At 73.0% G+C, this 25,052-nt stretch carries 19 protein-coding genes; 8 read left to right on the top strand and 11 right to left on the bottom strand.

Annotation, left to right across the window (positions count from 1 at the left end):
- Positions 1 to 27 precede the first annotated feature (27 nt).
- The 5 genes from ACFQ46_RS08535 to ACFQ46_RS08515 all read right to left on the bottom strand — a co-directional run bounded on the left by ACFQ46_RS08535 (position 28) and on the right by ACFQ46_RS08515 (position 7,204).
- Positions 28 to 1,608 carry a protease pro-enzyme activation domain-containing protein gene (locus tag ACFQ46_RS08535; RefSeq protein ID WP_380259068.1) on the bottom strand — a complete coding sequence of 527 codons (1,581 nt, stop codon included), beginning with the start codon at positions 1,606 to 1,608 and terminating at the stop codon, positions 28 to 30.
- 144 nt (positions 1,609 to 1,752) lie between these two features.
- Complete coding sequence (locus tag ACFQ46_RS08530; protein WP_380259067.1) at positions 1,753 to 3,402, bottom strand: SpoIIE family protein phosphatase; 1,650 nt, start codon at positions 3,400 to 3,402, stop codon at positions 1,753 to 1,755.
- Positions 3,403 to 3,451: 49 nt separating this feature from the next.
- Positions 3,452 to 4,282 carry an SDR family NAD(P)-dependent oxidoreductase gene (locus ACFQ46_RS08525; protein WP_380259065.1) on the bottom strand — a complete coding sequence of 277 codons (831 nt, stop codon included), beginning with the start codon at positions 4,280 to 4,282 and terminating at the stop codon, positions 3,452 to 3,454.
- Between the two features lie 11 nt (positions 4,283 to 4,293).
- The gene (locus tag ACFQ46_RS08520) at positions 4,294 to 5,484 is read right to left on the bottom strand and encodes an MFS transporter (RefSeq protein WP_380259064.1); all 1,191 of its coding nucleotides are present in this window, start codon (positions 5,482 to 5,484) and stop codon (positions 4,294 to 4,296) included.
- Between the two features lie 100 nt (positions 5,485 to 5,584).
- On the bottom strand, positions 5,585 to 7,204 hold the full coding sequence (locus ACFQ46_RS08515; RefSeq protein WP_380259063.1) for an EAL domain-containing protein: 1,620 nt from the start codon (positions 7,202 to 7,204) through the stop codon (positions 5,585 to 5,587).
- Between the two features lie 161 nt (positions 7,205 to 7,365).
- Between ACFQ46_RS08515 and ACFQ46_RS08510 the strand changes: the two genes are divergently transcribed.
- The 4 genes from ACFQ46_RS08510 to ACFQ46_RS08495 all read left to right on the top strand — a co-directional run bounded on the left by ACFQ46_RS08510 (position 7,366) and on the right by ACFQ46_RS08495 (position 12,419).
- A complete protein-coding gene (locus ACFQ46_RS08510; RefSeq protein WP_380259061.1) occupies positions 7,366 to 8,208 on the top strand; it encodes an MIP/aquaporin family protein in 843 nt (280 codons plus the stop codon).
- A 36-nt stretch (positions 8,209 to 8,244) separates the two neighbouring features.
- Positions 8,245 to 9,777 (top strand): glycerol kinase GlpK, encoded by a 1,533-nt coding sequence (gene glpK / locus ACFQ46_RS08505; RefSeq protein ID WP_380259059.1) that lies wholly within the window; start codon positions 8,245 to 8,247, stop codon positions 9,775 to 9,777.
- 88 nt (positions 9,778 to 9,865) lie between these two features.
- The gene (locus ACFQ46_RS08500; RefSeq protein ID WP_380259057.1) at positions 9,866 to 11,572 is read left to right on the top strand and encodes a glycerol-3-phosphate dehydrogenase/oxidase; all 1,707 of its coding nucleotides are present in this window, start codon (positions 9,866 to 9,868) and stop codon (positions 11,570 to 11,572) included.
- A gap of 91 nt (positions 11,573 to 11,663) precedes the next feature.
- A complete protein-coding gene (locus tag ACFQ46_RS08495) occupies positions 11,664 to 12,419 on the top strand; it encodes a glutamine amidotransferase (RefSeq protein WP_380259055.1) in 756 nt (251 codons plus the stop codon).
- Here ACFQ46_RS08495 and ACFQ46_RS08490 read toward each other — a convergent pair.
- Positions 12,383 to 13,177 (bottom strand): SWIM zinc finger family protein, encoded by a 795-nt coding sequence (locus tag ACFQ46_RS08490; RefSeq protein WP_380259053.1) that lies wholly within the window; start codon positions 13,175 to 13,177, stop codon positions 12,383 to 12,385. The two genes, ACFQ46_RS08495 and ACFQ46_RS08490, sit on opposite strands and share 37 nt — an antisense overlap.
- Positions 13,177 to 16,239 carry a DEAD/DEAH box helicase gene (locus tag ACFQ46_RS08485; RefSeq protein ID WP_380259051.1) on the bottom strand — a complete coding sequence of 1,021 codons (3,063 nt, stop codon included), beginning with the start codon at positions 16,237 to 16,239 and terminating at the stop codon, positions 13,177 to 13,179. Before ACFQ46_RS08485 ends, ACFQ46_RS08490 begins: the two co-directional genes overlap by 1 nt.
- A gap of 158 nt (positions 16,240 to 16,397) precedes the next feature.
- Between ACFQ46_RS08485 and ACFQ46_RS08480 the strand changes: the two genes are divergently transcribed.
- Complete coding sequence (locus ACFQ46_RS08480; protein ID WP_380259049.1) at positions 16,398 to 17,000, top strand: hypothetical protein; 603 nt, start codon at positions 16,398 to 16,400, stop codon at positions 16,998 to 17,000.
- 147 nt (positions 17,001 to 17,147) lie between these two features.
- Here the strand turns inward: ACFQ46_RS08480 and ACFQ46_RS08475 are convergent, their stop codons facing one another.
- The 3 genes from ACFQ46_RS08475 to ACFQ46_RS08465 are packed head-to-tail and all read right to left on the bottom strand — an operon-like array spanning position 17,148 to position 19,577.
- Positions 17,148 to 18,182: an SDR family NAD(P)-dependent oxidoreductase gene (locus ACFQ46_RS08475; protein ID WP_380259047.1), complete on the bottom strand. Its 1,035-nt coding sequence runs from the start codon at positions 18,180 to 18,182 to the stop codon at positions 17,148 to 17,150.
- Positions 18,179 to 18,787 (bottom strand): NADPH-dependent F420 reductase, encoded by a 609-nt coding sequence (locus ACFQ46_RS08470; protein WP_380259045.1) that lies wholly within the window; start codon positions 18,785 to 18,787, stop codon positions 18,179 to 18,181. Before ACFQ46_RS08470 ends, ACFQ46_RS08475 begins: the two co-directional genes overlap by 4 nt.
- A 46-nt stretch (positions 18,788 to 18,833) precedes the next feature.
- Positions 18,834 to 19,577, bottom strand: a complete 744-nt coding sequence (locus tag ACFQ46_RS08465) for an SDR family oxidoreductase (RefSeq protein WP_380259043.1) — start codon at positions 19,575 to 19,577, stop codon at positions 18,834 to 18,836.
- Positions 19,578 to 19,683: 106 nt separating this feature from the next.
- On the opposite strand from ACFQ46_RS08465, the gene ACFQ46_RS08460 reads away from it, so the two are divergent.
- The 3 genes from ACFQ46_RS08460 (at position 19,684) to ACFQ46_RS08450 (ending at position 23,868) form a co-directional block, all read left to right on the top strand.
- Positions 19,684 to 20,532, top strand: coding sequence for a LysR family transcriptional regulator (locus ACFQ46_RS08460; RefSeq protein WP_380259041.1), 849 nt, complete (start codon positions 19,684 to 19,686; stop codon positions 20,530 to 20,532).
- Positions 20,533 to 20,677: 145 nt separating this feature from the next.
- The gene (locus ACFQ46_RS08455; protein ID WP_380259039.1) at positions 20,678 to 23,191 is read left to right on the top strand and encodes a DUF4118 domain-containing protein; all 2,514 of its coding nucleotides are present in this window, start codon (positions 20,678 to 20,680) and stop codon (positions 23,189 to 23,191) included.
- A complete protein-coding gene (locus tag ACFQ46_RS08450; protein WP_380259037.1) occupies positions 23,188 to 23,868 on the top strand; it encodes a response regulator in 681 nt (226 codons plus the stop codon). Before ACFQ46_RS08455 ends, ACFQ46_RS08450 begins: the two co-directional genes overlap by 4 nt.
- Here the strand turns inward: ACFQ46_RS08450 and ACFQ46_RS08445 are convergent.
- Positions 23,850 to 25,052, bottom strand: a complete 1,203-nt coding sequence (locus ACFQ46_RS08445; RefSeq protein WP_380259035.1) for an MFS transporter — start codon at positions 25,050 to 25,052, stop codon at positions 23,850 to 23,852. The genes ACFQ46_RS08450 and ACFQ46_RS08445 overlap by 19 nt on opposite strands.

The raw sequence follows: 25,052 nt of genomic DNA, 5'->3' as shown, positions 1-25,052 counted from the left end.
CCGGTCGCGTCCTCGCCCTGCGCACGTTCAGGCGCTCGTCAGGCGCCGGGCCAACGTCGTCCCGACGGGTACCCCGAGCTCGGTGCAGGCGTCCCACCCGGGACCGGCGGAGTAGTCGCCGTTGTCCCCGACGGTGATGTCGCGGAACCCCTCGGGGCTGTTCCCGGCCCTGGCTCCCGCGTACACGAGGGGTTGCAGCAGACCGAGTCCCGAGCCGCGGGCCTGGACGATCCGCGCGACCAGCGCCGCCCACAACGGGGCCACGGCGCTGGTTCCGCCGATGACCTGGCGCTGGCCGTCGACGAGGACCTCGTAGCCCGTCTCGGGATCGGCCACGGCTGCGACGTCGGGAACCCCCCGCCCGGCCCCGCCGCCGACCCGGTCGGGCACCCCGGCGTCCCGTTGCCAGTCGGGGAGTCCGAAGGCCGCGCTGACCCCGCCGCCCGTGGCGCCGCGGCCGTTCCACACGATCTCGCGCTCGACGGCGCCGTCCGCGCCGACGCGCAGACTCGTTCCCCCGCAGGCCAGCGCGTGCGGGCTCGAGGCCGGGAAGTCCGCGTGCGGGGCGCCGTCGACCCCGTCACCGCTGCCGTTGTCGCCGGCGGCGGCCGTCACCGTCACCCCGAGGGCCGCCGCGTCGGCGAGGGCGTCGTCGAAGGCGGCCCGGGCCTGCTCGGTCCAGGAGTCCTCGGGGCCGCCCCAGCTGATGCTGACCGCGGCCGGGGTGGGGTCGGCGTGCACCGCCGTGGAGAGGGCATCGAGGAACCCGCGGTCGGTGTTCGGGGCGAAGTAGACGGCCAGCCCGGCGCCGGGGGCCATCGCCCCGACGACCTCGATGTCCAGCATGACCTCGCCGTCGGCGCCGGCGGCCGCGCCGGGGGAGTTCGACCCTCCGTCGACGCCGATGGCACGGATCGCGGGGGTCGCGAGGCCCAGGCCCCGGAAGTAGGTGTCGAGGTCCTCCGGGCGGAACCCACCGCCCAGCTCGAGGATCGCGACCTCCGTCCCCGAACCGTCGGAGTCGGTGGGGAAGTCGTAGACCTCGGCCAGGCGGAGCGGGGTGAAGCTGCTCGTCACGGCCTCGGCCCGGGCCACGCGGAACTGGGCCCGCGCCTGCGGCCGGTCGTCGAGGCCGAGCACCGCGGTCACGATCCCGTCCAGCCCCTCCGGCAGACTGACCGAACCCTCCCGCTGCCGGTGGCGGACGTCCTCTCCCGCAAGACCTTGCGAGACCACCTCGCGCAGGTCGACGTCGAAGAGGGCCGTGACGGCGGTGACCGGACCGCTCACCGACACCCGCCGCCCGGCCTCGTCGACGGCGTCCACGCGCAGCCCCGCGCCCTCGACGATCGAGCGCACCGTCGCGACGTCGGCGGGGTCCGCCCCGAACCCGGCCCGGAGTTCGTCGCGGGAGAGGGCCCGCGCGGTGTTCACGACCTCCGCGGGCAGCGGTGCCCGCCGGCGCAGGACCAGCGTCACGTCGATCGACGCGTCGGGGGTGAGGGGGACCGCGTCGCGCGCACGGGACGCGGCGGCCCGGGAGCTGCCCGAGAGGGGGCGGCGAGGGTCCTGCGACTGACGACTCTGCCGGGGCGTCTGGTCCGTCATGGCGTGGACTGTGCCACCCGGTCCTGACACCTGCCCGTGGGGGAGCTGACCGCAGTCGTGCGCGACGAACCGTGGTCGGCGGAGGTCCGGGTTCGCGCCCTTCGACCACGAGCGCCTGCACGCCGAGACCGAGGCGATCCTCGGCTAGGCGACCAGCAGGTCGGCCCAGACCGTCTTGCCGTCCCCGCGCGGTGCCACCCACCAGCGCTCCGCGACCATCTGGACGATGAGCATCCCGCGCCCGCCCGTCGCGTCGTCGGCGGTCTCGCGGGGTTGGGGGTGCTGGGTGGAGGTGTCCTCGACGCCGACGCAGAGCAGGGACTCGGCCAGGTCGTGGCGCAGGGTCAGGGTGGCGGGGGAGCCGGTGTGCAGCAACGCGTTCGTCACCAGCTCCGAGACCACGAGCTCGGCCTCGTCGGCCCGGTCGACGAGGTCCCACGCCTGCAGCGTCGACCGCAGGTAGTCGCGGGCGGTGCGCACGGCGCGGCCGTCCGCGGGCAGCACCAGGCTCGTCTCCCGGGTCCCCGGGGCCGGGCCGGCGTAGTCGACGACGAGCAGGGCGGCGTCGTCGTTCCTGGTGCGGCGCGCCGGGGCCAGGACGTGGTCGGCGAGCAGTTCCGTGGGAGCCCCGGCCATCTCGGCCAGCGCGAGTTCGAGGGTCTCCTCGCCGGCGTCGCCGTCACGCGGCCACTCCACGAGACCGTCGGTGTAGAGCAGCAACCGGCTGCGGGCGGCGAGCCGGTGGCGGGCCTGCGGGAACGTCGCGTCGGGGAGGACCCCCAGCGGCGGACCCGGCTCGACGTCGAGCTCACGGACCGGACCGGGAGCGAAGAGCAGCGGGACGGGGTGACCGGCGCTGGCGACGACGACCTCCCCGGTGCCTTCGTCCAGCGACACCAGGCAGCACGTCGCGAACAGGTCGCCCTCGAAGCTCTGCATCAACCGGTTCGTCCGCTCGAGCACGGCGGCGGGGTCGTGGCCTTCGCTGACGTAGGCCCGCACGGCCGTGCGGACGCGGCCCATCAGCGCCGCGGCGGCCGCGTTGTGGCCCTGCACGTCGCCCATGGACAGCACGAACGCACGGTCCGTGGGGATCGCGTCGAAGAAGTCCCCGCCCACCTCGGCCCCGTCGGTCCCGGGCAGGTAGCGCGAGGTCAGGCGCACCGCCCCGGTCTCCGGCAGCCGGTGCGGCAGCAGGGCGAGCTGGATGGCCCGGGCCGTCTCGGCGGCCTGGTTGGCGTGCAGCAGCTGCTCCTCGCGCGAGGCCGTCTGGCGGGCCCGACGCTCGCGGTCGAAGATCGACACGACGAGCTGCGCGAGGTCGGCGAGGTCGGCGCGCTGGTGGTCGCTCAGTTCTGCGGACACCTCGTCGAAGACGCAGAGCGTGCCCAGGGCCAGGCCCTCGGGGGTGAGCAGCGGGGCGGCGGCGTAGCTGCGGATCCGACCGAGGCGACCGTCGACCCACGGGTTGGCCGCGAACCGGATGTCGCGGCGGGCGTCGGGGGCGTGGACGAGCCCGCCGTAGCCGAGGGAGTAGTAGCACATCGAGTCCTCGCGGGCGCAGTCCGCGCGGTCGAACCCCTCGGTGGCCAACTGCCGCTGGAGCTGGTCGTCGATGATGTTCACGACGGCGTTGGGCATCCCCGTGACCTTCCGGGCCAACCGCACGACCGCTTGCAGTTCGTGCGGGGGCGCCGCCGCCACGTCCACGTACTCGCGCAGCGCCGCGAGGCGCGCGCTCTCGTCGTCGACCGGAGCCACCTCGGTGGACCGCGCCGAGGAGGCACCGTTCATGCCATTTACGTTACTACCGGACTACCCTCCGTGTTCTAGAAACCCGCAGTCAGTGCTGCCCGGGGTGGCGGCGCTTCGCCCCGGACGGCATGGCGTTCCAGACCCGGCTGACGAGCCGACGCGGGACGACGTCGAGAGCCGTCGAGACGAGCTTCCAGCGACGCGTCGGGATGCTCACCGTGCGGCCGGCGAAGAGGTCGTCCAGCGCGGAGTCGACGACGTCGTCGATGTCCAGCCAGATCCGGTTCGTCAGGCCCGACCCCCCACCCGAACGCATCCCCGAACGGGCGTGGAACTCGGTGCGCACGTAGCCCGGCTCCACGACCGTCGCGCTGACGCCGCTGCCCTTCAGCTCACCCGCCAGGGTCTCGGTCAGCACGATCACGTACGCCTTGGCGGCGGAGTAGTGCCCACCCCCGGGGACCAGGCCGGCGACGGAGCCGACGTTGAGGATCCGACCGCGACCGCGGGGCACCATCGCCCCCGTCGCCGCCCGGGACAGGACCATCACCGCCCGGCAGAGCACGTCGAACATGCGCTCGTGGTCGCCCGGCACGCCGTCGAAGAACCGCTGCTTCAACCCGAAGCCGGCGTTGTTCACGAGGACGTCCACGGGGGCCCCGGGGCTGGCGACCCGCTCGGCCACCCGCTGCAGGTCCGCACGCACGGACAGGTCGGCGGCGATGACCTCGACGTCGACCCCGTGCTCGGCCCGCAGCGCGGCCGCGGTCGACTCCAGCCGGGTCTCGTCGCGCGCGACGATCACCAGGTCGTGACCACGGCGGGCCAGTGAGTGCGCGAACCCCGCCCCCAGACCGGCGGTCGCCCCCGTGACGAGGGCGGTCGGACGCGGAGCGCGGGCAGGCGTGGAGCTGGTCACGAGGGGGGAGCCTACGGGGCGACGGCGACCGGGCGCCGACCCCACACGCGTTGCGCCGCCAGGCAGACCACCGCCGCCGTGAGCACCGCGCAGGAGGCCGTGGTGAGCGCTTCCCGCGGGCCCGCGGCGTCCAGGATCAGGCCGGCGGCGGCGTTGCCCAGCGCCGCGCCCGCGGTGATCGCCGTGGACAGCCACGCCTGCGCCTCCCCGAGCCGGTGGGCCGGTGCCAGCTGGTCCACCAACCCCTGAGCGGCGATGAGGTTCGGGGAGATGAAGAGCCCGGCGAAGAAGAGGACCACCATCAGGACGACGAGCGGCACGTCCGCCCCGGCACTCGTCGCGACGGCCAGGAGCAGGACCCCGAACAGGGCCAGGGTCACCAGCAGCCGACGCCGGTCCGGACTGCGCCAGTCCCGGCTGCCGTAGAGCAGACCGCCGATGGCCGAGCCGCCGGCGATCGGCGCGAACAGCACGCCCAGCCGGTCGGCCGATCCCAGCAGGTGCTCGGCCAGCCCGGCGATCGAGACGTCGAGGATGCCGAAGCCGATGCTCATGACGGCCATCACGACCAGCAGCAGGACGAACCCGGGGCTGTGCAGCAGCGCCGCTCCCGCACCGTGCGACCCGCCCTCCTCGAGGGTGGCCGGTGGCCGCCGCGCGCCGGGGGAGCGGACGTAGGCCATCGTCCCGCCGAACAGCAGCAGCACCGTCACCAGCAGGGGCAGCGCGGCGACCCCGAGCAGCAGCAACCCGCTGAGTAGCAAGGGGCCACCGACGAAGATCGTCTCCACCGCCGCCGCGTCGAGGGCGTACCCGCGCCGGCGCGGTCGTTCCTCCAGGACCACCACCCGCCAGGTCGAACGCATCGCCGGGCTCAGGGGCGGGAACGCGATCCCGGCGAGCAGGGCCAGCACGGGCAGGACCGGCTCCGGGACCGCCTGCCACACCGTGGCTCCGGTCAGGAGCAGCAGCAGCCCCCCACTCGCCGCCGCGGTGGGGACCAGGACGCGCGGTTGTCCCAGCCGGTCCAGCGCCCGACCCCAGAACGGCGAACCGAGCGCCAGCCCGACCGCGAACAGCCCCGTGACGATCCCGGCGAGGGAGTAGGAGTCGCGCTGGTCGCGCACCAGCAGCACCAGCCCCAGCGGGGCCGTGGCGATGGGGATGCGGGCCACCACCGAGGAGATGAACGGACGTGCCACCAACGGATCGCGCAACAGCGCGAAGTACCCCGACATCCCCACCAAGTTCCTTCTCGGCGCTCGCTGCACCGCGACCGCACCAGCCTTGGGGTCGAGCTTGTCAGACGGGCCAGATGCGCGCGCAGTGCCCACCGGCACGTCGGGCCGCGTCCAGCGCCGCGACGGCCTGCCGCTGCGCCTCCGCACCCGTGGCGGCCCGCGTCGGGGCGAGGCTCGCGCCGATGCTCACCGACACGTCGGGGTGGGTGTCCATCGACGTCTCCACCGCCATGAGCAGGGCGTCGGCGACGCGTTCGACGACACCCTCGCTGCCCGCCCGCGGCAACCCGGTCAGGAGGACGGCGAAGAGGTCGGGGCCGACCGGGATCCACCGGTCCACGGAGCGGACCGCCCGGCGCATCCGGGCCACGACCGTGGCGCGCGACGCCGTCGAGGAGCCTTCGGAGCCGTCGACGCCGACCACCAGCAGACCCGTCCCGGTGCCGACCCGCCGGTCGTCGTCGATCGCCTGCGACACCGTGGTCACCAGGTCCCGTTGCCCGGCCGGGGCCAGGTCCACGACCGCGGGGGACGCCGCGGGGGTCCGCTCCGGTGCCTGCTCCAGCAGCCCCGCCAGGACCGAGACCACGAGGTCACGGTCGTGGGAGACGACGAGGTCGAACTCCGCGCCCACGGGCCGGGCCAGCACGATCGAGGCGAAGTGCGGCCCCAGCACGACCGCGCCCACCTCGTCGGCGCCGGGCAGGGACAGCGAGAACCCGGCGCGCCGGGCCAGTTGCTCGTGCCGGGCGACGCGCTCGGCCGACGCCGTCCCGAGGCTGACGACCGCGGTGGGTTCGACGCTGCGCAGTGCGTGCCGTTCCAGGTGCCGGAGGGTGTCCTCCACGACGTCCTCGTCGACGCGTCGCGCGTCCCGTCGGCACGAGACCGCCGCGAAGGGCGACCCGGTGAGGGGCGCCGGTCGCGCGCCCGGCCGCAGCGGCTCGCGGGCCGCAGCCGTGGGGTCCTCGCTCGGCCGGCCGAAGAACCACCCCTGCCCCAGCGTGGCGCCCAGGGCGCGAGCGGTCCGCAGGTCCGCGGCGTTCTCGATCCGCTCGGCGAGCACGACCGAGCCGTCCCGTTCGGCCTGGGCGCCGACGGCCTGGACGATCGCGGCGACCTCGGCCTCGGGTCGGGCGGCCAGCAGGCGCAGGTCCAGCTTGAGGACGTCGGGACGCAGCACGGGCAGCAGGGCCAGCGCCGCCGGGTCCGCACCCAGGTCGTCCAGGGCGATCCCCCACCCGCGCTCGCGCAGGCGGGCCGCGAGCCGGAAGACGTCGCCCGGGCGCGTGGTGAGGGCCCGCTCGGTCAGGTCCGCCACGACGTGGGCGTGGCCTCCGGACGGGACGTCCACCAGGTCCGTGGAGACGTTGACGAAGACGGTGGCCGCGCCCGTCGAAGTGCTCAGCGCCGTGCGCAGGCAGGCGGCGTCCAGGTCGGCGAGCCGGCCGGCGTCCGCGGCCGCCGTGAACAACTGCTCCGGGGAGGCGAGGGCGGAACCGTGCGGACCGCGGACCAGGGCCTCCACGGCGACGGGTTCGCCGGTGGCCAGGTCGACCACGGTCTGGAACACCGAGCGGAGGGCGTTCTCGCGCAGCACCTGCCCGAGCGCAGGGCCGGGCGCGCTCGTGGGGTCGGTGCGCAGCGGGGTCACCCGGTCGACGTCGGCACGTTGGGCCACGAGCTTGAGCCCGAACGGGTGAACGGTGACGCACCGTCCGCTACCGGCGCAGATCGTTCGACATGGTCGAACCGGACGCGTTGACGCGGATCCTGCCCCCTCCTACCTTCCAGACCACGGCAACTTCGCCGTCTGCACGCCCGACTCAACGTGGAGTTCCCATGTCCCACAGTTCTTCGACGGAGTCCGCCGCGCCCGCGGCGACGATCCGTCGCAAACCCACGCTCGCGGGTGAGCTCCTCGCCGAGTTCGCCGGTACCGCGATCCTCATCCTCTTCGGCGTCGGTGTCGTCGCCCAGGTCGTGGCCGGCAAGAACGGCGGCGCCGACTCGATCCACTGGGCCTGGGGCCTCGGGGTCACCTTCGGCATCTACGTCGCCGGCCGCACGACCGGCGCCCACCTGAACCCCGCGGTCACCATCGCGCTCGCCGTGTTCCAGGGCTTCTCCTGGAAGAAGGTCCTGCCCTACAGCGTGGCGCAGTTCCTCGGGGCGTTCGTGGCCGCACTGCTGGTCCGCTGGGTCTACGCCGGCCCGATCGACGCGCTCGACCCGGGTCACACGTACACCAGCCAGGGCATCTTCTCCACCCTGCCCGGCGCCGACGTCAGCGTCGGTGGCGCGTTCCTCGACCAGGTCCTCGGCACCGCGATCCTCGTGTTCCTGATCTTCGCGGTCTCCCAGGCGAAGGCCATGCCCCCGGGCGCGAACCTCGCGCCGTTCATCGTCGGCCTCATCGTGGTCGGCATCGGGATGGCGTGGGGCAGCAACGCCGGCTACGCCATCAACCCGGCCCGCGACTTCGGCCCCCGGCTCGCCTCGTTCGTGACCGGGTACTCCACCGCCATGCGCGAACCCGGTGGGGCGTTCTACTTCTGGGTCCCGATCGTCGCCCCGATCCTCGGTGGTCTCATCGGCGGTGCGCTGTACAAGGTGCTCGTCGAGCGCCACCTGCCCGACGAGGACGCCCCGGAGCCCGAGGGCCGCGTCCTCACCGAAGACTGACCCGACCACTCAACGCAGAGAGACGGACGAGAAGACATGACGGACACCAGCGGACCTCAGTACGTCGGCGCGGTCGACCAGGGCACCACCTCCAGCCGTTTCATGGTCTTCGACCACGGCGGCAACGAGATCGCCAAGTACCAGCTCGAGCACACCCAGATCATGCCCAAGCCCGGCTGGGTCGAGCACGACCCGATCGAGATCTGGGAGCGCACCAGCTCGGTCATCCAGTCCGGTCTGCGCCAGGCCAACCTGACGTACAAGGACCTCGCCGCCCTGGGCATCACCAACCAGCGCGAGACCGCCGTCGTCTGGAACAAGACCACCGGTCGCCCGTACTACAACGCGATCGTCTGGCAGGACACCCGCACCGACCGGATCGCCTCCGCGCTGGACCGCGACGAGCGCGGCCAGAAGATCCGCCAGAAGACCGGGCTGCCGCCCGCCACGTACTTCTCCGGCGGCAAGATCCAGTGGATCCTCGAGAACGTCGACGGGGTGCGCGAGGCCGCGGAGAAGGGTGACGCCATCTTCGGCAACACCGACTCCTGGCTCATCTGGAACCTCACCGGCGGCCCGCGCGGCGGTGCCCACGTCACCGACGTCACCAACGCCAGCCGCACGATGCTGATGGACCTCGAGACCCTCGACTGGGACGACGAGCTGCTCGCGATCTTCGGCATCCCCCGCCAGATGCTGCCCGAGATCAAGCCGTCCTCCTACACCGAGGGCTACGGCGAGACCCTGGAGACCGGACCCCTGGGCGGCAAGGTCAAGCTGACCGGCATCCTCGGCGACCAGCAGGCCGCCATGGTCGGGCAGGTCTGCTTCGACCCCGGCATGGCCAAGAACACCTACGGCACCGGCAACTTCATGCTGCTGAACACCGGTGAGGAGCTCGTGCGCTCCAAGGCCGGGCTGCTGACCACGGTCTGCTACCAGTTCAACGACGAGAAGCCGGTCTACGCCCTCGAGGGGTCGATCGCCGTCACCGGTTCGGCCATCCAGTGGCTGCGCGACCAGCTCGGCATCATCTCCGGCGCCGGGGAGTCGGAGTCGCTGGCCCGCCAGGTGGAGGACTCCGGCGGCTGCTACTTCGTGCCGGCCTTCTCCGGGTTGTTCGCGCCGTACTGGCGCTCCGACGCCCGCGGCGCCATCGTCGGGCTCTCGCGCTACAACACCAACGCGCACATCGCCCGGGCCGCGCTGGAGGCGATCTGCTACCAGAGCCGCGACGTCACCGAGGCCATGACCGCCGACTCCGGCGTCGAGGTCGAGGTGCTCAAGGTCGACGGCGGCATCACCGCCAACCAGCTCTGCATGCAGCTGCAGGCCGACATCCTCGGCGTCCCCGTCTCCAAGCCCGTCGTGGCCGAGACGACGGCGCTGGGCGCGGCCTACGCCGCCGGCCTGGCCGTCGGGTTCTGGAAGAACCTCGACGAGCTGCGCGAGAACTGGAACGAGGGCGCGCGCTGGGAGCCGACCTGGAACGAGGAGCAGCGCAAGGACGGCTACACCGGCTGGAAGAAGGCTGTGGAGCGCACGCTGAACTGGGTCGACGTCGACTGACCCACCCCTGAACGCGTCGGGCGCGCGCGATGCGCGCCCGGCGCACACCATGGAGCAGAACCCGCAAGAAGAGGTTGAGGAGCAGGACGTGGAGATCAAGGCACTGTCACCGCAGGCACGGGAAGACGCGCTGCGCGAGATGGCAGAAGGTGAACTCGACGTCCTCGTCATCGGTGGCGGCGTCGTCGGGACGGGAGCCGCGCTCGACGCGGTGACCCGCGGTCTGCGCACCGCGATGGTCGAGGCACGGGACTGGGCGTCGGGTACCTCGAGCCGGTCCTCGAAGCTGATCCACGGTGGCCTGCGCTACCTGGAGATGCTGGACTTCGCGCTGGTGCACGAGGCGCTGAGCGAGCGCGGTCTGCTGCGCAACAAGCTCGCCCCGCACCTGGTGAAGCCGGTGCCGTTCCTCTACCCGCTGTCCAAGCGCCTCGTGGAGCGCCCCTACATCGGCTCGGGCATCGCGCTCTACGACGGCATGGCGATCTCGGGGGGCAACAACAAGGGCTTCCCGCTGCACCGCCACCTCACGCGGCGCGGTGTCGCCAAGGAGGCCCCCGGTCTGCGCAAGGACGCCATGGTCGGCGCGATCCAGTACTACGACGGCCAGGTCGACGACGCCCGCCACACCATGATGATCGCCCGCACCGCGGCGACCTACGGGGCCATGATCGCCAACCGCACCCGGGTGAAGGAGTTCATCCGCGAGGGTGAGCGCGTCATCGGTGCGGTGCTCGTGGACCTCGAGACCGGGGCCGAGATCAAGGTCCGCTCCAAGCAGGTCATCAACGCGACGGGGGTCTGGACCGACGAGACGCAGGAACTGGTGAACGCCCGCGGGCAGTTCAAGGTCCGCGCGTCCAAGGGCATCCACCTCGTCGTCCCGCGCGACCGCATCCAGTCCAAGACCGGTGTGATCCTGCGGACCGAGAAGTCCGTCCTCTTCATCATCCCCTGGGGCCGGCACTGGATCATCGGGACGACCGACACCGACTGGACGATGGACAAGGCCCACCCGGCCGCGACCAGCGCCGACATCGACTACGTCCTCGAGCACGCGAACTCGGTGCTGAAGTCCCCGCTGACCCGCAAGGACGTCCAGGGTGTCTTCGCGGGCCTCCGTCCGCTGCTGTCGGGGGAGTCGGAGTCGACCTCCAAGCTCTCCCGCGAGCACGTCGTCGGCCACCCCGTCCCGGGTCTCGTCGTCGTCGCGGGCGGCAAGTACACGACCTACCGCGTCATGGCCAAGGACGCCGTGGACGTGGCCGTCGACGGTCTCGACGGGAAGATCCCGGTCTCCACGACCGAGAACGTCCCGCTCGTCGGGGCCGAGGGGTACCACGCGATGTGGAACCGTCGTCACGCCCTGGCAGCGCAGGCCGGCATCCACGTCGACCACGTCGAGCACCTGCTGAACCGCTACGGCTCGGCGATCGACGAGGTCCTCGCGCTCATCGCGGCGGACCCGACGCTGGGTGAGGCCCTGCCGCACGCGGACGACTACCTGAAGGCCGAGGTCGTCTACGCGGTGACCCACGAGGGCGCCCGTCACCTCGACGACGTCCTCGCCCGCCGCACCCGGATCTCGATCGAGACCTACGACCGCGGCACCGAGACCGCGGAACTCGCGGCCGATCTGATGGCCGGGCCGCTGGGCTGGGACGACGAACGTCGTTCCACCGAGGTCAAGACCTACCAGCAGCGCGTGGCCGCCGAACGCGCCTCGCAGGAACAGCCGGACGACGCCTCCGCCGACGCCGTCCGGCTGCAGGCGCCGGAGATCGTCCCCGTCTGATCCGCTGAGCCCGCAGGCCCTCACCCCAACGGGGTGGGGGCCTGCGGCGTTCACCCTGCGGGGGCCGGGTGCGCGATCTAGGGTCACGTCCGTGAGACCGTTCCTGCTGCTGGCGACCCGTGCCGACGACGCCGTCGCGGCGTCGGAGTACGAGGCGTTCCTGCGCTACGGGGAGTTCGGGCCGGGGGAGTTGCGGCGGGTCCGGTTGGAACGCGACCCGCTGCCGGAGCTGGACCTGACGGAGTTCTCCGGGATCCTCCTCGGCGGCAGCCCGTTCTGCACGAGCGACCCGGAGGAGACGAAGTCCCCGGTCCAGCGGCGGGTGGAGCGCGAACTCTCCGGGCTGATGGACCGGGTGGTCGAGGAGGACGTGCCGTTCCTCGGCGCCTGCTACGGCGTGGGGACCCTGGGGGTGCACCAGGGTGGGACCGTCGACCACACCCACGGCGAACCCATCGGCACGGTCCCGGTGACGCTCACCGCGGCCGGTCGGGCCGACCCCCTCTTCGGTTCCCTGCCGTCGACGTTCGACGCCTTCGTCGGCCACAAGGAGGCGGTCCGGGACCTGCCCCCGCACGCCGTCGTCCTGGCGTCCTCCCCGACGTGTCCGGTGCAGGCCTTCCGCGTCGGGGACCACCAGTACGCCACCCAGTTCCACCCCGAACTCGACGTCGAGGGCATCCTGGAGCGGGTCGCGGTCTACCGGCACGAGGGGTACTTCGACCCGGCGGAGTACGACGAGGTCGTCGCGCAGTTGCGCCGCTCCGACGCCACGGCGGCGACGGCGCTGCTCCGGTGCTTCGTGCGGCGCTACCGGCGCGACGAGCGGGAGCTCAAGGCCACGTAGTAGGGCCGCAGGACGTCGGCGATCCCCGCGGCGCCGGGACCGAGGACGAGGTCGTCGAGGTCGTCGACCACGGTCCGGCCCGGGATCCGACGTGCGACCCCCAGCTCGGGCAGTGGCCCGCCGCTGCGGTGGAACGTCGCGACGTGGCGGGACAGGTCCTCCACGGGTTCGGAGGGTCCGGAGGCGGCGGTGGTGATGCGACGCACGAGGTCCCCGAGTTCCACCCCGCGCAGGGTCAGCGTCGTGGCGGGTTCGGCGTCGAGCCGTTCGGCCAGGGCGTAGACGACGGCCGCGGCGTGCTTGCAGGGTTCCCCGTCGTCGGGGCAGCTGCAGTCGTACTCGACCTCGGCGTCCTCGGGCAGGAGCTCGATGCCGATGCCGGACAGCAGGTCCACCAGTCCTGGCGGGACGTCACCCTCGAACAGCGGGGCCAGCAGCAGCGGGTTCTCGACGACGGTCGCGACGACGGCCTCGACCTCGGAGGCCGACCACCGGCGGACGAGGATCTCGACCAGGTAGGGCCGGGGCCGGGACCCCTGCACCCGGGCGCCGACCGCCCCTGGTCGCGGGGTCAGTTCGACGACCTGCCCCGCCCGCGCGTAGGTCCGGCCCCGGGCCAGCCTCCCGGCGTCACCGGTGCGTTCGAGCGCGGCGGTGAACCGCTGGGACCACCAGTTCTGCGCGATCCGGCCGCGTTGCGACCGCAGCTTCGGGCCCCCGCCCGCGCGGCGCCGGCCGTACTGCTCCCAGTCGGGCATCAGTCGCCCACCGCGTCGTCGCCGAGGCTGATGAGTTCGCGCAGGGCGTCCCCGTCGAGTTCGGTGATCCAGCCCTCGCCGCTGCCGACGACGGAGTCGGCCAGGTCCCGTTTCCGCGTGATGATGGCGTCCACCCGTTCCTCCACCGTTCCGACGCTGACGAGCTTGCGCACCTGGACCTGGCGGTGCTGCCCGATCCGGTAGGCCCGGTCGGTGGCCTGGTCCTCGACGGCGGGGTTCCACCAGCGGTCGACGTGCACGACGTGGTTGGCCGCCGTGAGGTTCAGCCCGGTGCCGCCCGCCTTGAGGGAGAGCAGCATGACCCCCGGACCGCCGGACTCGGAGAACTCCGCGACCATCCGGTCGCGGCCACGTCGCGAGACGCCGCCGTGCAGGAACGGCACGGGTTCCCCGGTGCGATCGGCGAGGTGCGGACCGAGCATGTGGCCGAACTCGGCGAACTGGGTGAAGCAGAGGACCTTCTCACCCTCGGACCGCGCCGACGTGACGATGTCGTCGAGCAGTTCCAGCTTCCCCGACCGGTGCCGCCCGCGGTGCAGGACCCCGGAGGAGTCGCCGAGGTAGTGCGCGGGGTGGTTGCAGATCTGCTTCAACCGGGTCAGCGTGGCGAGGAGCAACCCGCGACGGGACATCCCGCCCGGGTCGGAGTCCTTGTCCGCCAGACGTTTCACGAGTTCGTCGACGACACGCCGGTACAGCGCTGCCTGCTCCGGGGTGAGGTTGGCCCGGACGGTCATCTCGATCTTCTCGGGCAGGTCGCCGGCGACGGTGGGGTCGGTCTTGACCCGGCGCAGCACGAACGGGCGGGTGACGACGGCGAGCCGGCGGGCCGGTTCCTGCTGGCCGAGCTTCTCGATGGGGACGGCGAAGGTGTCCCGGAAGCTCGCGGCGCTGCCCAGTAGTCCGGGGTTCGTCGCGTCGAGCACGGCCCGCAGGTCCTCCAGCCGGTTCTCCACAGGGGTCCCGGTGAGGGCGACCCGGTGCGCGGCCGGGATCGCGCGCACGGCGCGAGCCTGTCGGGTGTTGGCGTTCTTCACGTACTGGGCCTCGTCGAGGGCGACCCGGTGCCACGTCGCCGCGGCGAGGTCGGGCACGTCGCGGACCAGCAGCCCGTACGTCGTGACGACCAGGTCGTGCTGCGCCGCGACCGCGGCGAACTCCGCGCCCCGGGGTCGTCCCGTCCCGTGCTGGACGTGCACCCGCAGCCCCGGCGCGAACCGGGATGCCTCCGCGGCCCAGTTCCCGACGACCGACATCGGGCAGACCAGCAGGGTCGGTCCCGGTTCGCGGGGTTTCTCGTGCAGCAGCAACGCGATCAGCTGCAACGTCTTGCCGAGCCCCATGTCGTCGGCGAGGACGGCACCGAGGCCGAGGTCGGACATCGTCGCGAGCCAGGTCAGACCGCGGCGCTGGTAGGGCCGAAGGACCGCGCGCAGCCCCTGTGGGTCGGGGAGTTCCGGCAACCGCTGGGCGGCGTCACCCGAGAGCACGTCCCCGAGGATCCCGCGGGCGTCGACTCCCGTGACCGGGGCCGGCAGGTCACGTCCGGCGCCGACCATGGCGAGGACGTCCAGCACCGACGCCTTGCCGTTGCCCCGGGTGCGGAGGAACGTCGCGCTGCGTCGCAACGTCTCGAGGTCGACCTGGACCCACTCGCCCCGGAACTGGACGAGCGAGGCCTTGGAGGCGGCCAGGGCCAGGAGTTCGGCCTCGGTGATCGGGGAGTCGCCGAGGGCGACCTGCCACCGGAAGGCGATGAGGTCGTCCTTGCGCACCTGCGGATCGGTGATCGCACCGGGTTGGGTGGCGGAGGCGTTGAGGGACAGCGACAGCGCCTTCTTGGTCCAGTGCCGTGGGAGCTGCAGCGCGATCCCCGCGGCGGCGAGCTTCGGACCACCGTTCTCGACGAGGTCGAGCAGTTCCTCGATCGAGAGTTCCACCCCGGCCTCGGCGGCCGCGTCCCCGCGTCCCGCCGTCCCGCCGAGGATGCGCCGCAACGGCGGGTGGACGGCACCGGCGCGGGCGGTCCCCGTGAGCATCAGCAGCAACGGGTCCTCGCCGTCGGGGGAACTCGCACCCTCGGCCCGCGCCTGGTCCAGGGTGAGGGTCAGACTCGGGTCGTCCAAGGGGCGCAGCCGGGTCTGGATCCGCCAGTTCAGGTCCGCGACCTGGTCGGACTCGCGGGTGTCGAGCTTCCCGTCGGCCAGTTCCTCGGGAACGTCCTCCCACGGTTCGGGTTCCACGACGCGCAGGACGACGTCGTAACCGGCGTCGTCACCGCTGCGGTGCCACTCGCGGACCCGCCGCGACAGCGCCCGCAGGTTCCCGCCGTCCGGGACGGGTTCCCCCCGCTGCAGTGCCCCGATCCACGCCTGCACGCTCGGGCCCTCCGGCACCTCGTGCAGCCGGACCCGCTCGGTGCGCTCGGCGGTGAGGACGTCGACGACGAGCGTGCAGACGTCGTCGAGCACCGCGGTGGCGGCCGGCGGTCCGTCGTGGCGTCCCGGTCCGGGCTCGGCGCGCAGCACCGGCGGGCAGGCTTCGGCGACGGCGGCGCGCCAGCGGTGGAACGCGCGGTCCGGGAGGGGGATCCAGTGGGCGGTGAACCGCTCACCGTCGCCGCTGAGGTCGGGGACGACGTGCCCCGCGTCGACGGCCGCCCGGGCGCCCCCCGCGACGTGCGCGATCCAGCGCAACCCGTCGGAGACGGGCGGCTGCTGCGCGGTGACCTCGGTGAGGACCTCGACGGCCCGGGCCCCCGGGAGTTCCACGACGTCCACCTCCACCGGGGCGAGCCGCAGGTCCTCGCGCGCTCGCCCCGTGGAGGCGGCCGGACGCCCCGCCGGGGTGCACGGGAGCAGCAGCGTCACCGTCCGGCTGGCCGGGCGGGAGAGGGCGTCGGCCAGCGCCGTGGCGCGGGGTGCGAGCGAGGCCAGGGCCGCCAGGTCGGCGGGCCGGGCGGTGCCGGGACGCCGGCGCGGCACCTCGACCCAGAGGGCGAGCGTCTGCGCGCGGGTCCAGAGCCCGTGGACGACCAGCACCGGGGCAGCCTACGGGCACGGCAGGTCCGCGACGGCTGGACGAGTTCTGTGGAAGTCACCCGTTCGGCCTAGTGGACGTGGCAGGCTGTTCGCCACGGCCACCGCCGGGGGGAGTGGTCGCCTGTCGTCCACACGTCTCTGGTTCCGGGGGGAATCTCATGTACCGCAAGGTCTTCGCCGCGCTCGCGGCCACGTTCGTCCTGCTCGTCGGGGTGGCGCCGGTGGCGTCCGCCGGCCCACGGTCCGGTCTCACGCTGTCGGCCGTGGACGTCGGCGTCTACGGTCCGGCCACCAACCCGGTCTTCTTCGGCTGCCAGTCGATCCACCCGCCGTCCTCGGACTGCGGCTACGTCTACGTCACCGCGACGGTCTCCGGTTTCGACGCCTACGGCGGCCTCAGCGACGACCCGTCGAGCCAGAACCAGCTCGGCGGCTTCGGCGGTCCCGGTTCCTCGGCCCGCCTCACCGAGCGCTACACGTGCGGGACGAGCACGCGGGTCCGGTGGCTGAGCACCATCCTCGCCCCGTCCACGATCTGGGGCGGCTACGGCGGCACCACGAACCGCTACACCCGGCAGGGCACGAACGCCGCCAGGCTGAACGCCGGCTTCCAGTTCCCGAACCCCCGCAGCACCTGCGACGACCTGAAGATCCGGGCCGCCTGGGTGAGCGACGTCCGCCTCGGCTTCGACGGGACCAACGGCGTCCCCGACCGGGTGTTCCGTCTGCGCGGGACGCACCGGGTTCCGCTGCCCGCCTGATCGCGCAGCGGGTCCAGGACGAACCACACGTCCTTGACCCGCGAACGCCAGAACGACGGGTCGGACCGCGTTGACGGGGAAACCCGTGGCGTCGGTGAACGGAGTGCTCATGCTCGGTCTTCCTGGCTGTTCCTGGAGAGGGGCCGCTCACCTGGGTCGGGCGGATCGCCGGCTCGGGGGGCGCAGGAGTTCCTCGCCCAGTTTCCACAGACGGTCCGCGGCCCGCGGGTCGATGGCGTGCGAGGCGACCTCCGACGGGATGCTGTCGGCCGTGACGGGCAGCGGTTGGTCGTTCACCGCCGAGACGTCGTTGTCCTTCAGGTAGACGCCGCCGACGTCGTGCAGCATCGGACTGGTCGCGGCGAAGGCGATGGTGCTGGCTCCTTGTTCCGGGGTCTTCTTGCCGACCACGGGATCGATGACCGGCCGACCGGCTCCATCGATGAGACCCATCACCCGCAGTGCGTCGTCCCCGACCGCGGCGTTCAGGTCGGTCCCGACGACGACCCCGGGGTGCACGGCGTAGCCGCGGATCCCCTCCGCGGCCCACCGACGGTCCAGCCCCACGGCGAGCAGCACCAGGGCGGTCTTGGACTGGGCGTAGGCGACGCCCGGGTCGTACCCGGCGGTGGCGTGCACGTCGTCCCAGCGGATGCCGGAGAACCGGTGCGCCCCGGACGTCACGTTGACGACACGCGCGCCGCGCGCCGCGCGCAGCGCGGGGTGCAGGGCCAGGGTCAGCTGGAAGTGGCCGAGGTAGTTGGTCGCGAACTGCGCCTCGTGACCCCGGTCGTCCTGCACGCGTTCCGCGGGCGCAGGCAGTCCGGCGTTGTTGACCAGGACGTGCAGGGGGCGACCCGAGTCGTTCCAGCGCTGCGCGAACGACGCGACGGAGGCGGGGTCCAGCAGGTCGAGCCGGTCGACCTGCACCCGCTCCACGCCCGGCAACGCAGCCGCGGCGCGCTGCGGATCGCGCGCCCCCACGGTGACCGAGGCCCCCGCGGCGGCCAACGCCCGCGTGAGGACGGCGCCGAGCCCGGTGTGCCCGGCGGTGACGATGACGTTCTGGCCGCTCAGGTCGATCCCGCGGAGGACGTCGTCGATCGTGGACGCGGCGTCGAACCCCGAACCCAGGGGACGCTGCCGGCGGCCGACCTCCTCGCCGGAACCGGTGCCGGTCACGCCGGCTGCCGCGAGATCGAGATGTTGAACGTCGCGGTGCCCAGCGCCCGGACGGTCGCGAAGAACAGCGGGGCGGCGTGTTCGGTGGCCAACGCGGTGTCCACGCCGCCCAGGTCCAGGACGCTGTCGTCCGGCCACCCGAGGTCGCCGAGCAGGGCGGTGACGACGGCCTTGGCTGCTGCGTCGTCTCCGCTGACGAAGGCGGTCACCTGCGTCAGCGACGCCGTCGGGTCGACCATGACGGTGTGGTTCATCGTGTTCAGCGTCTTGACCACTCGCAGTCGCGGGAACCGCTGCTGCACCTGCTGGGCCACGCTGTCACCGGGGTAGGCCATCGTCATCTGCGGGGTGAACGCCGCGGACGGGTCGAGCACGACCCGTTCTCCCAGGACGTCGTCACCGATCGCCTCCAGAGTGGCGACGACGTCGGTCCCGGGGACGGCGGTGATGACGACGTCGGCGTCGGCGACGGCCTGGCGGTGGGTCAGGAACCCGTCCTCACCGGCACGCGTGCGCGAGCCGTGGTGGACGGTGTGGCCGGCGGCGGCCAGGTGGGTGCCGAGAGCGGTACCGACCTTGCCGGTGCCGAGGACTGCGATGTTCACGCGTTTCTTCCTGTCGAGGTGGTGGACGGTTCGTGGCGGGGCCCGCTCACCAGGGGATGACGCCCGCGTCCTCGAAGAACCCACCGGTGGGCCCGCCGTCGGGCAGGGTGGCCAGACGGATCGCCGTCGCGGCGCCCTCCTGGGGGGTGCGCACCCCGCGGAAACCGTTGAGGTCGGTCGCCACGAAACCCGGGCAGGCGCAGTTGACGAGGATGTTCGTGCCGACCAGTTCCTGCACGTACTGCAGCGTGACCGCGTTGAGGAAGGTCTTGGAGGGGGCGTAGGCGACGGCGACGGGACCGGTCGTGGTCTCACCGCCGGGTCCGGACTGACGCGTCAGGGAACCGACGCTGCTGGACACGTTCACGATCCGCGGGGACGGCGCGTCGCGCAGCAGCGGCAGCATGGCGTTGGTGACCCGGACGACGCCGATGACGTTCGTCTCCACGACCGCGCGGATGACCGCGGGATCGACCGAACTCGGCTGCTGGGGGTGTCCTCCGGTGATGCCGGCGTTGTTCACGAGCACGTCCAGGCGGCCGTACCGCGCGGCGATGAAGTCGGCGGCCTCGCCGACGCTGGTGTCGTCGGTGACGTCGAGGGCCACACCGAAGGCGTCGACACCGGCCTCGTTCAGGGCCGCGACAGCCGCCTCGCGCCGTGTCTCGTCGCGGGCGCCGACGCCGACACGGTAACCCTGGGCACCGAGCCCGGCGGCGATCTCGTAGCCGATCCCCTTGTTCGCCCCGGTCACCAGGGCGATCTTGCTGGTGGTGCTCGTCGTGGTCATGGGTTCGATCGTGCGCCGGCACCGGCACTGGCGTCCAAGACCACCGAGGTCTCGAACGATACCGCAGCGGTATGGATCGGGATGGCCGTGGGCGTACCCTGGGGCGGTGGAGACCCGGGAGCTGCGCTACTTCATCGCTGTCGCGGAAGAACTGCACTTCGGGCGCGCGGCGCAACGCCTGGGCATCGCGCAACCGCCCCTGTCACGGGCCGTCGGCCAGCTCGAGCGCCGGTTGGGCTACGGGCTGTTCCAGCGCACCAGTCGTTCGGTGGTTCTCACCGAAGCCGGTGCGGTCCTGCTGCGCGAGGGACGCGCAGCGCTCGACGCGATGGAGGCCGCGGAGCACCGCGCCCGGCGTGCGGCCCTGGCCGCAGCAGGCCGGCCGAGCGTCGTCCTGGCCACCAAGGCCGGCGCCTCCAGCGAACTGCTGGCGAAACTCCTGCAGGCCTACGCCGCGGAACCCGGTTCCCTCGACGTCGACGTCGTGCTCTGCGGACCCGGGGAACAGGCACGCCTCCTGCGCAACGGCCGCGTGGACGTCGCGGTACTGCACCGGCCCTTCGACGACACCACGGGTTTCGACACCGAGGAACTCCTGACGGAGGGCCAGGTCGCCGTGCTGCCCGCCGGACACCCGCTGACCACCAGCCGGGGGCTCCGCCTGGCCGACCTGACGAACCTGCCAGACCTGCCGGTACCCCGCTGGCCCGCGGCGGACGGGACCTACGCAGCCGGTCCGGGCCCGGAGGTGCAGAGCCACAGCCAGCTGCTGCAACTCATCTCGCTGGGACGCACCCTGATGGTCGCGCCGGACTCCTGCCGCTCGCAGCTTCACGAGGACGTCGTCGCCGTGCCGGTCGTGGACGCGCCGACCGTCACCACCGTGATCGCCTGGCCGCCGCGCAGTCGTTCCCTCGCCGTCGCGGACCTCGTGCGAACTGCGTCGCGTCTCTGAGCCCGATCGCCCGGTGAGCACTCCTCGGCAGCGGAGCAGAGAACTCGGCCCTACCTCTCCGAGGCGGACCCCCCACCCGGATGCTCGCCCGGTCGCCGGCGGAGGAGGGGGTGGTGAGCACCGCCGTGTCGGCGACACTGTCGGGATGGACGAGAACCGCCGGGGACGACTCCGGGTCTTCCTCGGCGCGGCGCCGGGCGTGGGCAAGACCTACGCCGCGCTCGACGAGGCGCACCGCCGCGTCGCGCGGGGGACGGACGTCGTCGTCGCCCTCGTCGAGAGCCACGGCCGCGAGCACACCGCGGCGGCGGTGCGCGGCCTGGAGGTCCTGCCCCGCCGGACCGTCGTGCACCGCGGTGTCGAGTGCGGGGAACTCGACGTCGACGCCGTCCTGCGCCGCGACCCGCAGGTCGCGGTCGTCGACGAACTGGCCCACACGAACGCCCCCGGCTCGCGGAACCCGAAACGGTGGCAGGACGTCCAGGAACTCCTGGAGGCGGGGATCGACGTCGTCTCCACCGTGAACATCCAGCACCTCGAGTCCCTCAACGACGTCGTCGAGAACATCACGGGGATCCAGCAGCGCGAGACCCTGCCCGACGCGGTCCTGCGTGCCGCGGAACAGGTCCAGCTGGTCGACATGACCCCCGAGGCGTTGCAGCGCAGGCTCTCGCACGGCAACGTCTACGCCCCGGCCCGGGTCGACGCGGCGCTGTCGAACTACTTCCGCACGGGGAACCTCACCGCGCTGCGCGAGCTCGCGCTCCTCTGGCTGGCCGACCGGGTCGACGAGGGGCTGGAACGTTACCGGGCTCAGCAGGGGATCGAGGCGACGTGGTCCGCTCGCGAACGGGTCGTCGTGGCCCTCACGGGCGGGGCCGAGGGGGCCACGCTGGTACGGCGGGCCGCACGGATCGCGGGCCGGGGCGCCGGTGGGGAACTGCACGCCGTCCACGTCGCGAGCGGTGACGGACTCGTGCGGACCTCGCCGGCGCGCCTCGCCGACCAGCGGACCCTCGTCGAGAGCCTCGGCGGCACCTACCACCAGGTCGTCGGGGACGACGTCGCCGCGTCCCTGCTGGAGTTCGCCCGCGGCGTCAACGCGTCCCAGCTCGTCGTGGGGGCCAGTCGGCACCGGCCGATCGCCTCCCTCGTCCGCCGCGGGGTCGGGGACGCCGTCGTGCGCGGTTCGGGGGCGATCGACGTGCTCGTCGTGACCCACGAGGCGCAGGCCCGCCCGCTGCGGTTGCCCGGACGCTCTCGCGCGACGCTGCCCGCGGGGCGGCGGGCGTGGGGGTGGGTGCTCGCCGTGGCCGGGCCCGTGGTGGTCACCGGGTTGTTGCTCGCCGTCCCCGCGCAGGACCTCGCGACGGACCTGCTGGGTTTCCTGGTCGTCGTGGTCGCCGCGGCCCTGGTCGGCGGGTTGCTGCCCGCGCTGGCCGCGGCCCTGCTGGGGAGCTTCGCGGTGAACTGGTTCTTCACCCCGCCCTACCACCAGCTCGCGATCGCCCAGCCCACCAACGCGGTGGCCCTCGTCGTCTTCCTGCTGGTCGCCGTCGCCGTGTCCAGCACGGTCGACACGGCCGCGCGCCGCACGCGGGACGCGACCCGCAGCCGGGCGGAGTCGGAGGCGTTGTCCGTGCTCACCCGCACCGCGCTGCTCGCGGCCGACCCGCTGACCGAGGCCCTGCGCCACACCCGCGAGACGTTCGCCGTCGACTCGGTGTCGCTGCTCGAACGCGAGGGACCCACGTCCGCCTGGCGCCTCGTCGCCTCCGAGGGGGACCCGGTCTGCCTGCGCCCCAGCGACTCCGACGCCGAGGTCGTCGTCGACGACCTGACGTGCCTGGCGTTGCGGGGGCGGTTGCTCTCCGCCGACGACCGCCGGGTGCTGGAGGGTTTCGCCACCCAGGTCGCGGCCGTCCGCCAACGGCAGCGGTTGCGGGCCGAGGCCGCCCAGGTGCGGCGCCTGGAGGAGGGGGACGCCGTCCGGGGGGCGTTGCTGACCGCGGTCTCGCACGACCTGCGGACCCCCCTGGCCACGTTGAAGGCGTCGCTGGACAGCCTGCGGGCCACGGACATCGACCTCTCGCAGGACCTGCGGGACGAGCTCCTCGCCGAGGTGGGGAACTCCGCGGACCGGTTGCAGGCGCTGATCGACGACCTGCTGGACCTGACCCGGGTCCGCAGCGGGGTCGTCGAGGCCCTGGTCGTGGACGTGGACCTCGAGGAGGTCGTGGGTGCGGCGCTGCGCGACGTCGAACCCGGCCGGGTCCGCCTCGACCTGCCCGCGGACCTGCCGCCGATCGCGACGGACCCCGGGCTGCTGCAGCGGGTCGTGGCGAACCTGGTGCAGAACGCGGTGCGTCACGGCGGGGGCGTGGTCGCCCTCGGCGCGGCCGTGGCCACCGAGGACGCCCGCAGCGTGGTGCGGTTGCTCGTGGTCGACCACGGCCCGGGGTTGCCGGGCGCGGCGAAGGAACGGGCGTTCACCCCGTTCCAGCGGCTGGGCGACCGCTCCGGGGCCGGCCTCGGTCTGGGACTCGCCGTGGCCCGGGGACTGACCGAGGCCGTCGGGGGCAGACTCGAAGCGGTCGACACCCCCGGGGGTGGCCTGACGATGGTCCTCGACCTCCCCCTGGCAGGATCGCCGTCGTGAGCAGGGTGCTGGTGGTCGACGACGAACCGGGTCTGCGGCGGGCGTTGTCGATCAACCTGACCGCCCGCGGCTGGGACGTGACGGTCGCCGCCGACGGCGGGTCGGCCTTGGAGGCCGCCGCGAGCACCCACCCCGACGTGGTGCTGCTCGACCTCGGTCTGCCCGACCTCGACGGCCTCGAGGTCATCGCCGGGATCCGCGGCTGGAGCCGGGTCCCGATCATCGTCCTCACCGCGCGGACCGCGGCCGCGGACGCCGTGGACGCCCTCGACGCGGGGGCCGACGACTACGTGACGAAACCGTTCGCGATGGACGTGCTGCTGGCCCGGTTGCGCGCGGCGGTCCGGCGCGGGGAGGTGCCCGGTGGTGGTGCGGAGGAGGTGGTCGACGTCGACGACCTGCACATCGACCTGGCCCGGCGCACCGTGACCCGCGACGGCGTTCCGGTGAAGCTGACCCCGACCGAGTGGCACCTGCTGCAGGTCCTGGTCGGCAACGCCGGCCGGCTGGTCACCCAGACCCAGTTGCTGAAGGAGGTCTGGGGACCGGCCTACGGTCGTGAGACGAACTACCTGCGGGTCTACGTCGGGCAGTTGCGCCGCAAGCTGGAGAAGGTGCCGGGTTCTCCCGTGCACCTCATCACCGAACCGGGGATGGGCTACCGGTTCGAGGTCTGAACGGACCTACCGGTGCGCGTTCCGAACGAGCCCGCGGCGCCGAAGGCGACGAGCATCAGCACGGCGATGAGCCACAGCGCGGGCAGCAGACCCGTCGACTGGGCGAGGAAACCGACCCCGGGGGGCCCGGCGAGGTTGGCGAAGTAGCCGATCGCGGCGACGACGCTGACCCGGGCCGCCGGGTTCGGGCCGCTCTGGGCCGCGGCGGTCATGCCGAGCGGGAACCCCATCGACACCCCGACCGCCCACAGGAGCACGCCGACGAGGACGACGACCGGGTTGTCGACGAGGATGAACAGGACGACACCGACGACGCCGAGCGCGATGGTCGCGCGGGTGGTGGCGACCCGGCCGAACCGGTCGACGAGCGGGCCGCCCGCGATGCGGGTCAGCATCTCGGAGACGGCGAAGACGGTGAAGAACAACGCGGCCAGCGCGGGGTCGAGACCGTGCCCGTCCTCCGCGGCGAGCGTCAACCAGTTGTTCGCCGAACCCTCGCCGAGTTCCGCACCCAGCATGACGACGCCGATCATCAGCAGACGCACGTCCGTCCAGCCCCGCAGCCAGGCGCGGAGGCGTTGCGAGGCAGGTCCTTGCGGTGCCTCCTGCCCGGCGCGGACGCCGTCGGGGAGGTTGCGGGCCACGAAGGCCGCGGCCGCGGCGATGAGGACGGCCTCGCCGAGGAACTGCTTCGACGGGGAGACGTCGAGCGCGGCGCAGGCGGCCCCGATCCCGGAGCCGACCGCCGCCCCACCGGACCAGGCGGCGTGCATCAGCGGCATGAGGGTGCGCCCGGCGGCCTCCTCGGCCGCCGCTCCGTCGATGTTGATCATCACGTCGAGCGAGCCGATGCAGAACCCGGCCACGACGAAACCCACGCCGACGACGGGGACCGAGGGCAGGGCCGCGCCGAGGCCGACGAGGGCGATGCTCGCCGCCACGAGGACGATGACGGCGGGGATCGCCCGGCGGGCCCCGAACCGGGTGATCACCGGTGCGGCGCAGAGCAGGCCGGCGACGGAGCCGACGGTGACCCCGGCGAGCAGGACCCCCAGTCCGCCGGTGTCCAGCTGCAGGTCGGCCTTCAGGGCGGGCAGCCGCGGTCCCCAGGTGGAGAGGGCGATGCCGCCGAGGCCGAAGGAGACGGTGATGGCGTTGCGCCACCGGGAGATCGAGCTGGGCAT

It is taken from the genome of Kineococcus sp. GCM10028916, assembly GCF_042674865.1.
Classification (GTDB): domain Bacteria; phylum Actinomycetota; class Actinomycetes; order Actinomycetales; family Kineococcaceae; genus Kineococcus.
Note: the sequence above shows the minus strand (reverse complement) of the source record. Positions and strands in the feature narration are given on the sequence as shown.

Bases quoted from the DNA above. Each gene is read 5' to 3' on its own strand.
- ACFQ46_RS08510 (WP_380259061.1), top strand. From the start codon at position 7,366: ATGTCCCACAGTTCTTCGACGGAGTCCGCCGCGCCCGCGGCGACGATC.
- ACFQ46_RS08465 (WP_380259043.1), bottom strand. From the start codon at position 19,577: ATGACCACGACGAGCACCACCAGCAAGATCGCCCTGGTGACCGGGGCG.
- ACFQ46_RS08530 (WP_380259067.1), bottom strand. From the start codon at position 3,402: ATGAACGGTGCCTCCTCGGCGCGGTCCACCGAGGTGGCTCCGGTCGAC.
- glpK (WP_380259059.1), top strand. From the start codon at position 8,245: ATGACGGACACCAGCGGACCTCAGTACGTCGGCGCGGTCGACCAGGGC.
- ACFQ46_RS08535 (WP_380259068.1), bottom strand. From the start codon at position 1,608: ATGACGGACCAGACGCCCCGGCAGAGTCGTCAGTCGCAGGACCCTCGC.
- ACFQ46_RS08445 (WP_380259035.1), bottom strand. From the start codon at position 25,052: ATGCCCAGCTCGATCTCCCGGTGGCGCAACGCCATCACCGTCTCCTTC.
- ACFQ46_RS08490 (WP_380259053.1), bottom strand. From the start codon at position 13,177: ATGCCCGACTGGGAGCAGTACGGCCGGCGCCGCGCGGGCGGGGGCCCG.
- ACFQ46_RS08455 (WP_380259039.1), top strand. From the start codon at position 20,678: ATGGACGAGAACCGCCGGGGACGACTCCGGGTCTTCCTCGGCGCGGCG.
- ACFQ46_RS08480 (WP_380259049.1), top strand. From the start codon at position 16,398: ATGTACCGCAAGGTCTTCGCCGCGCTCGCGGCCACGTTCGTCCTGCTC.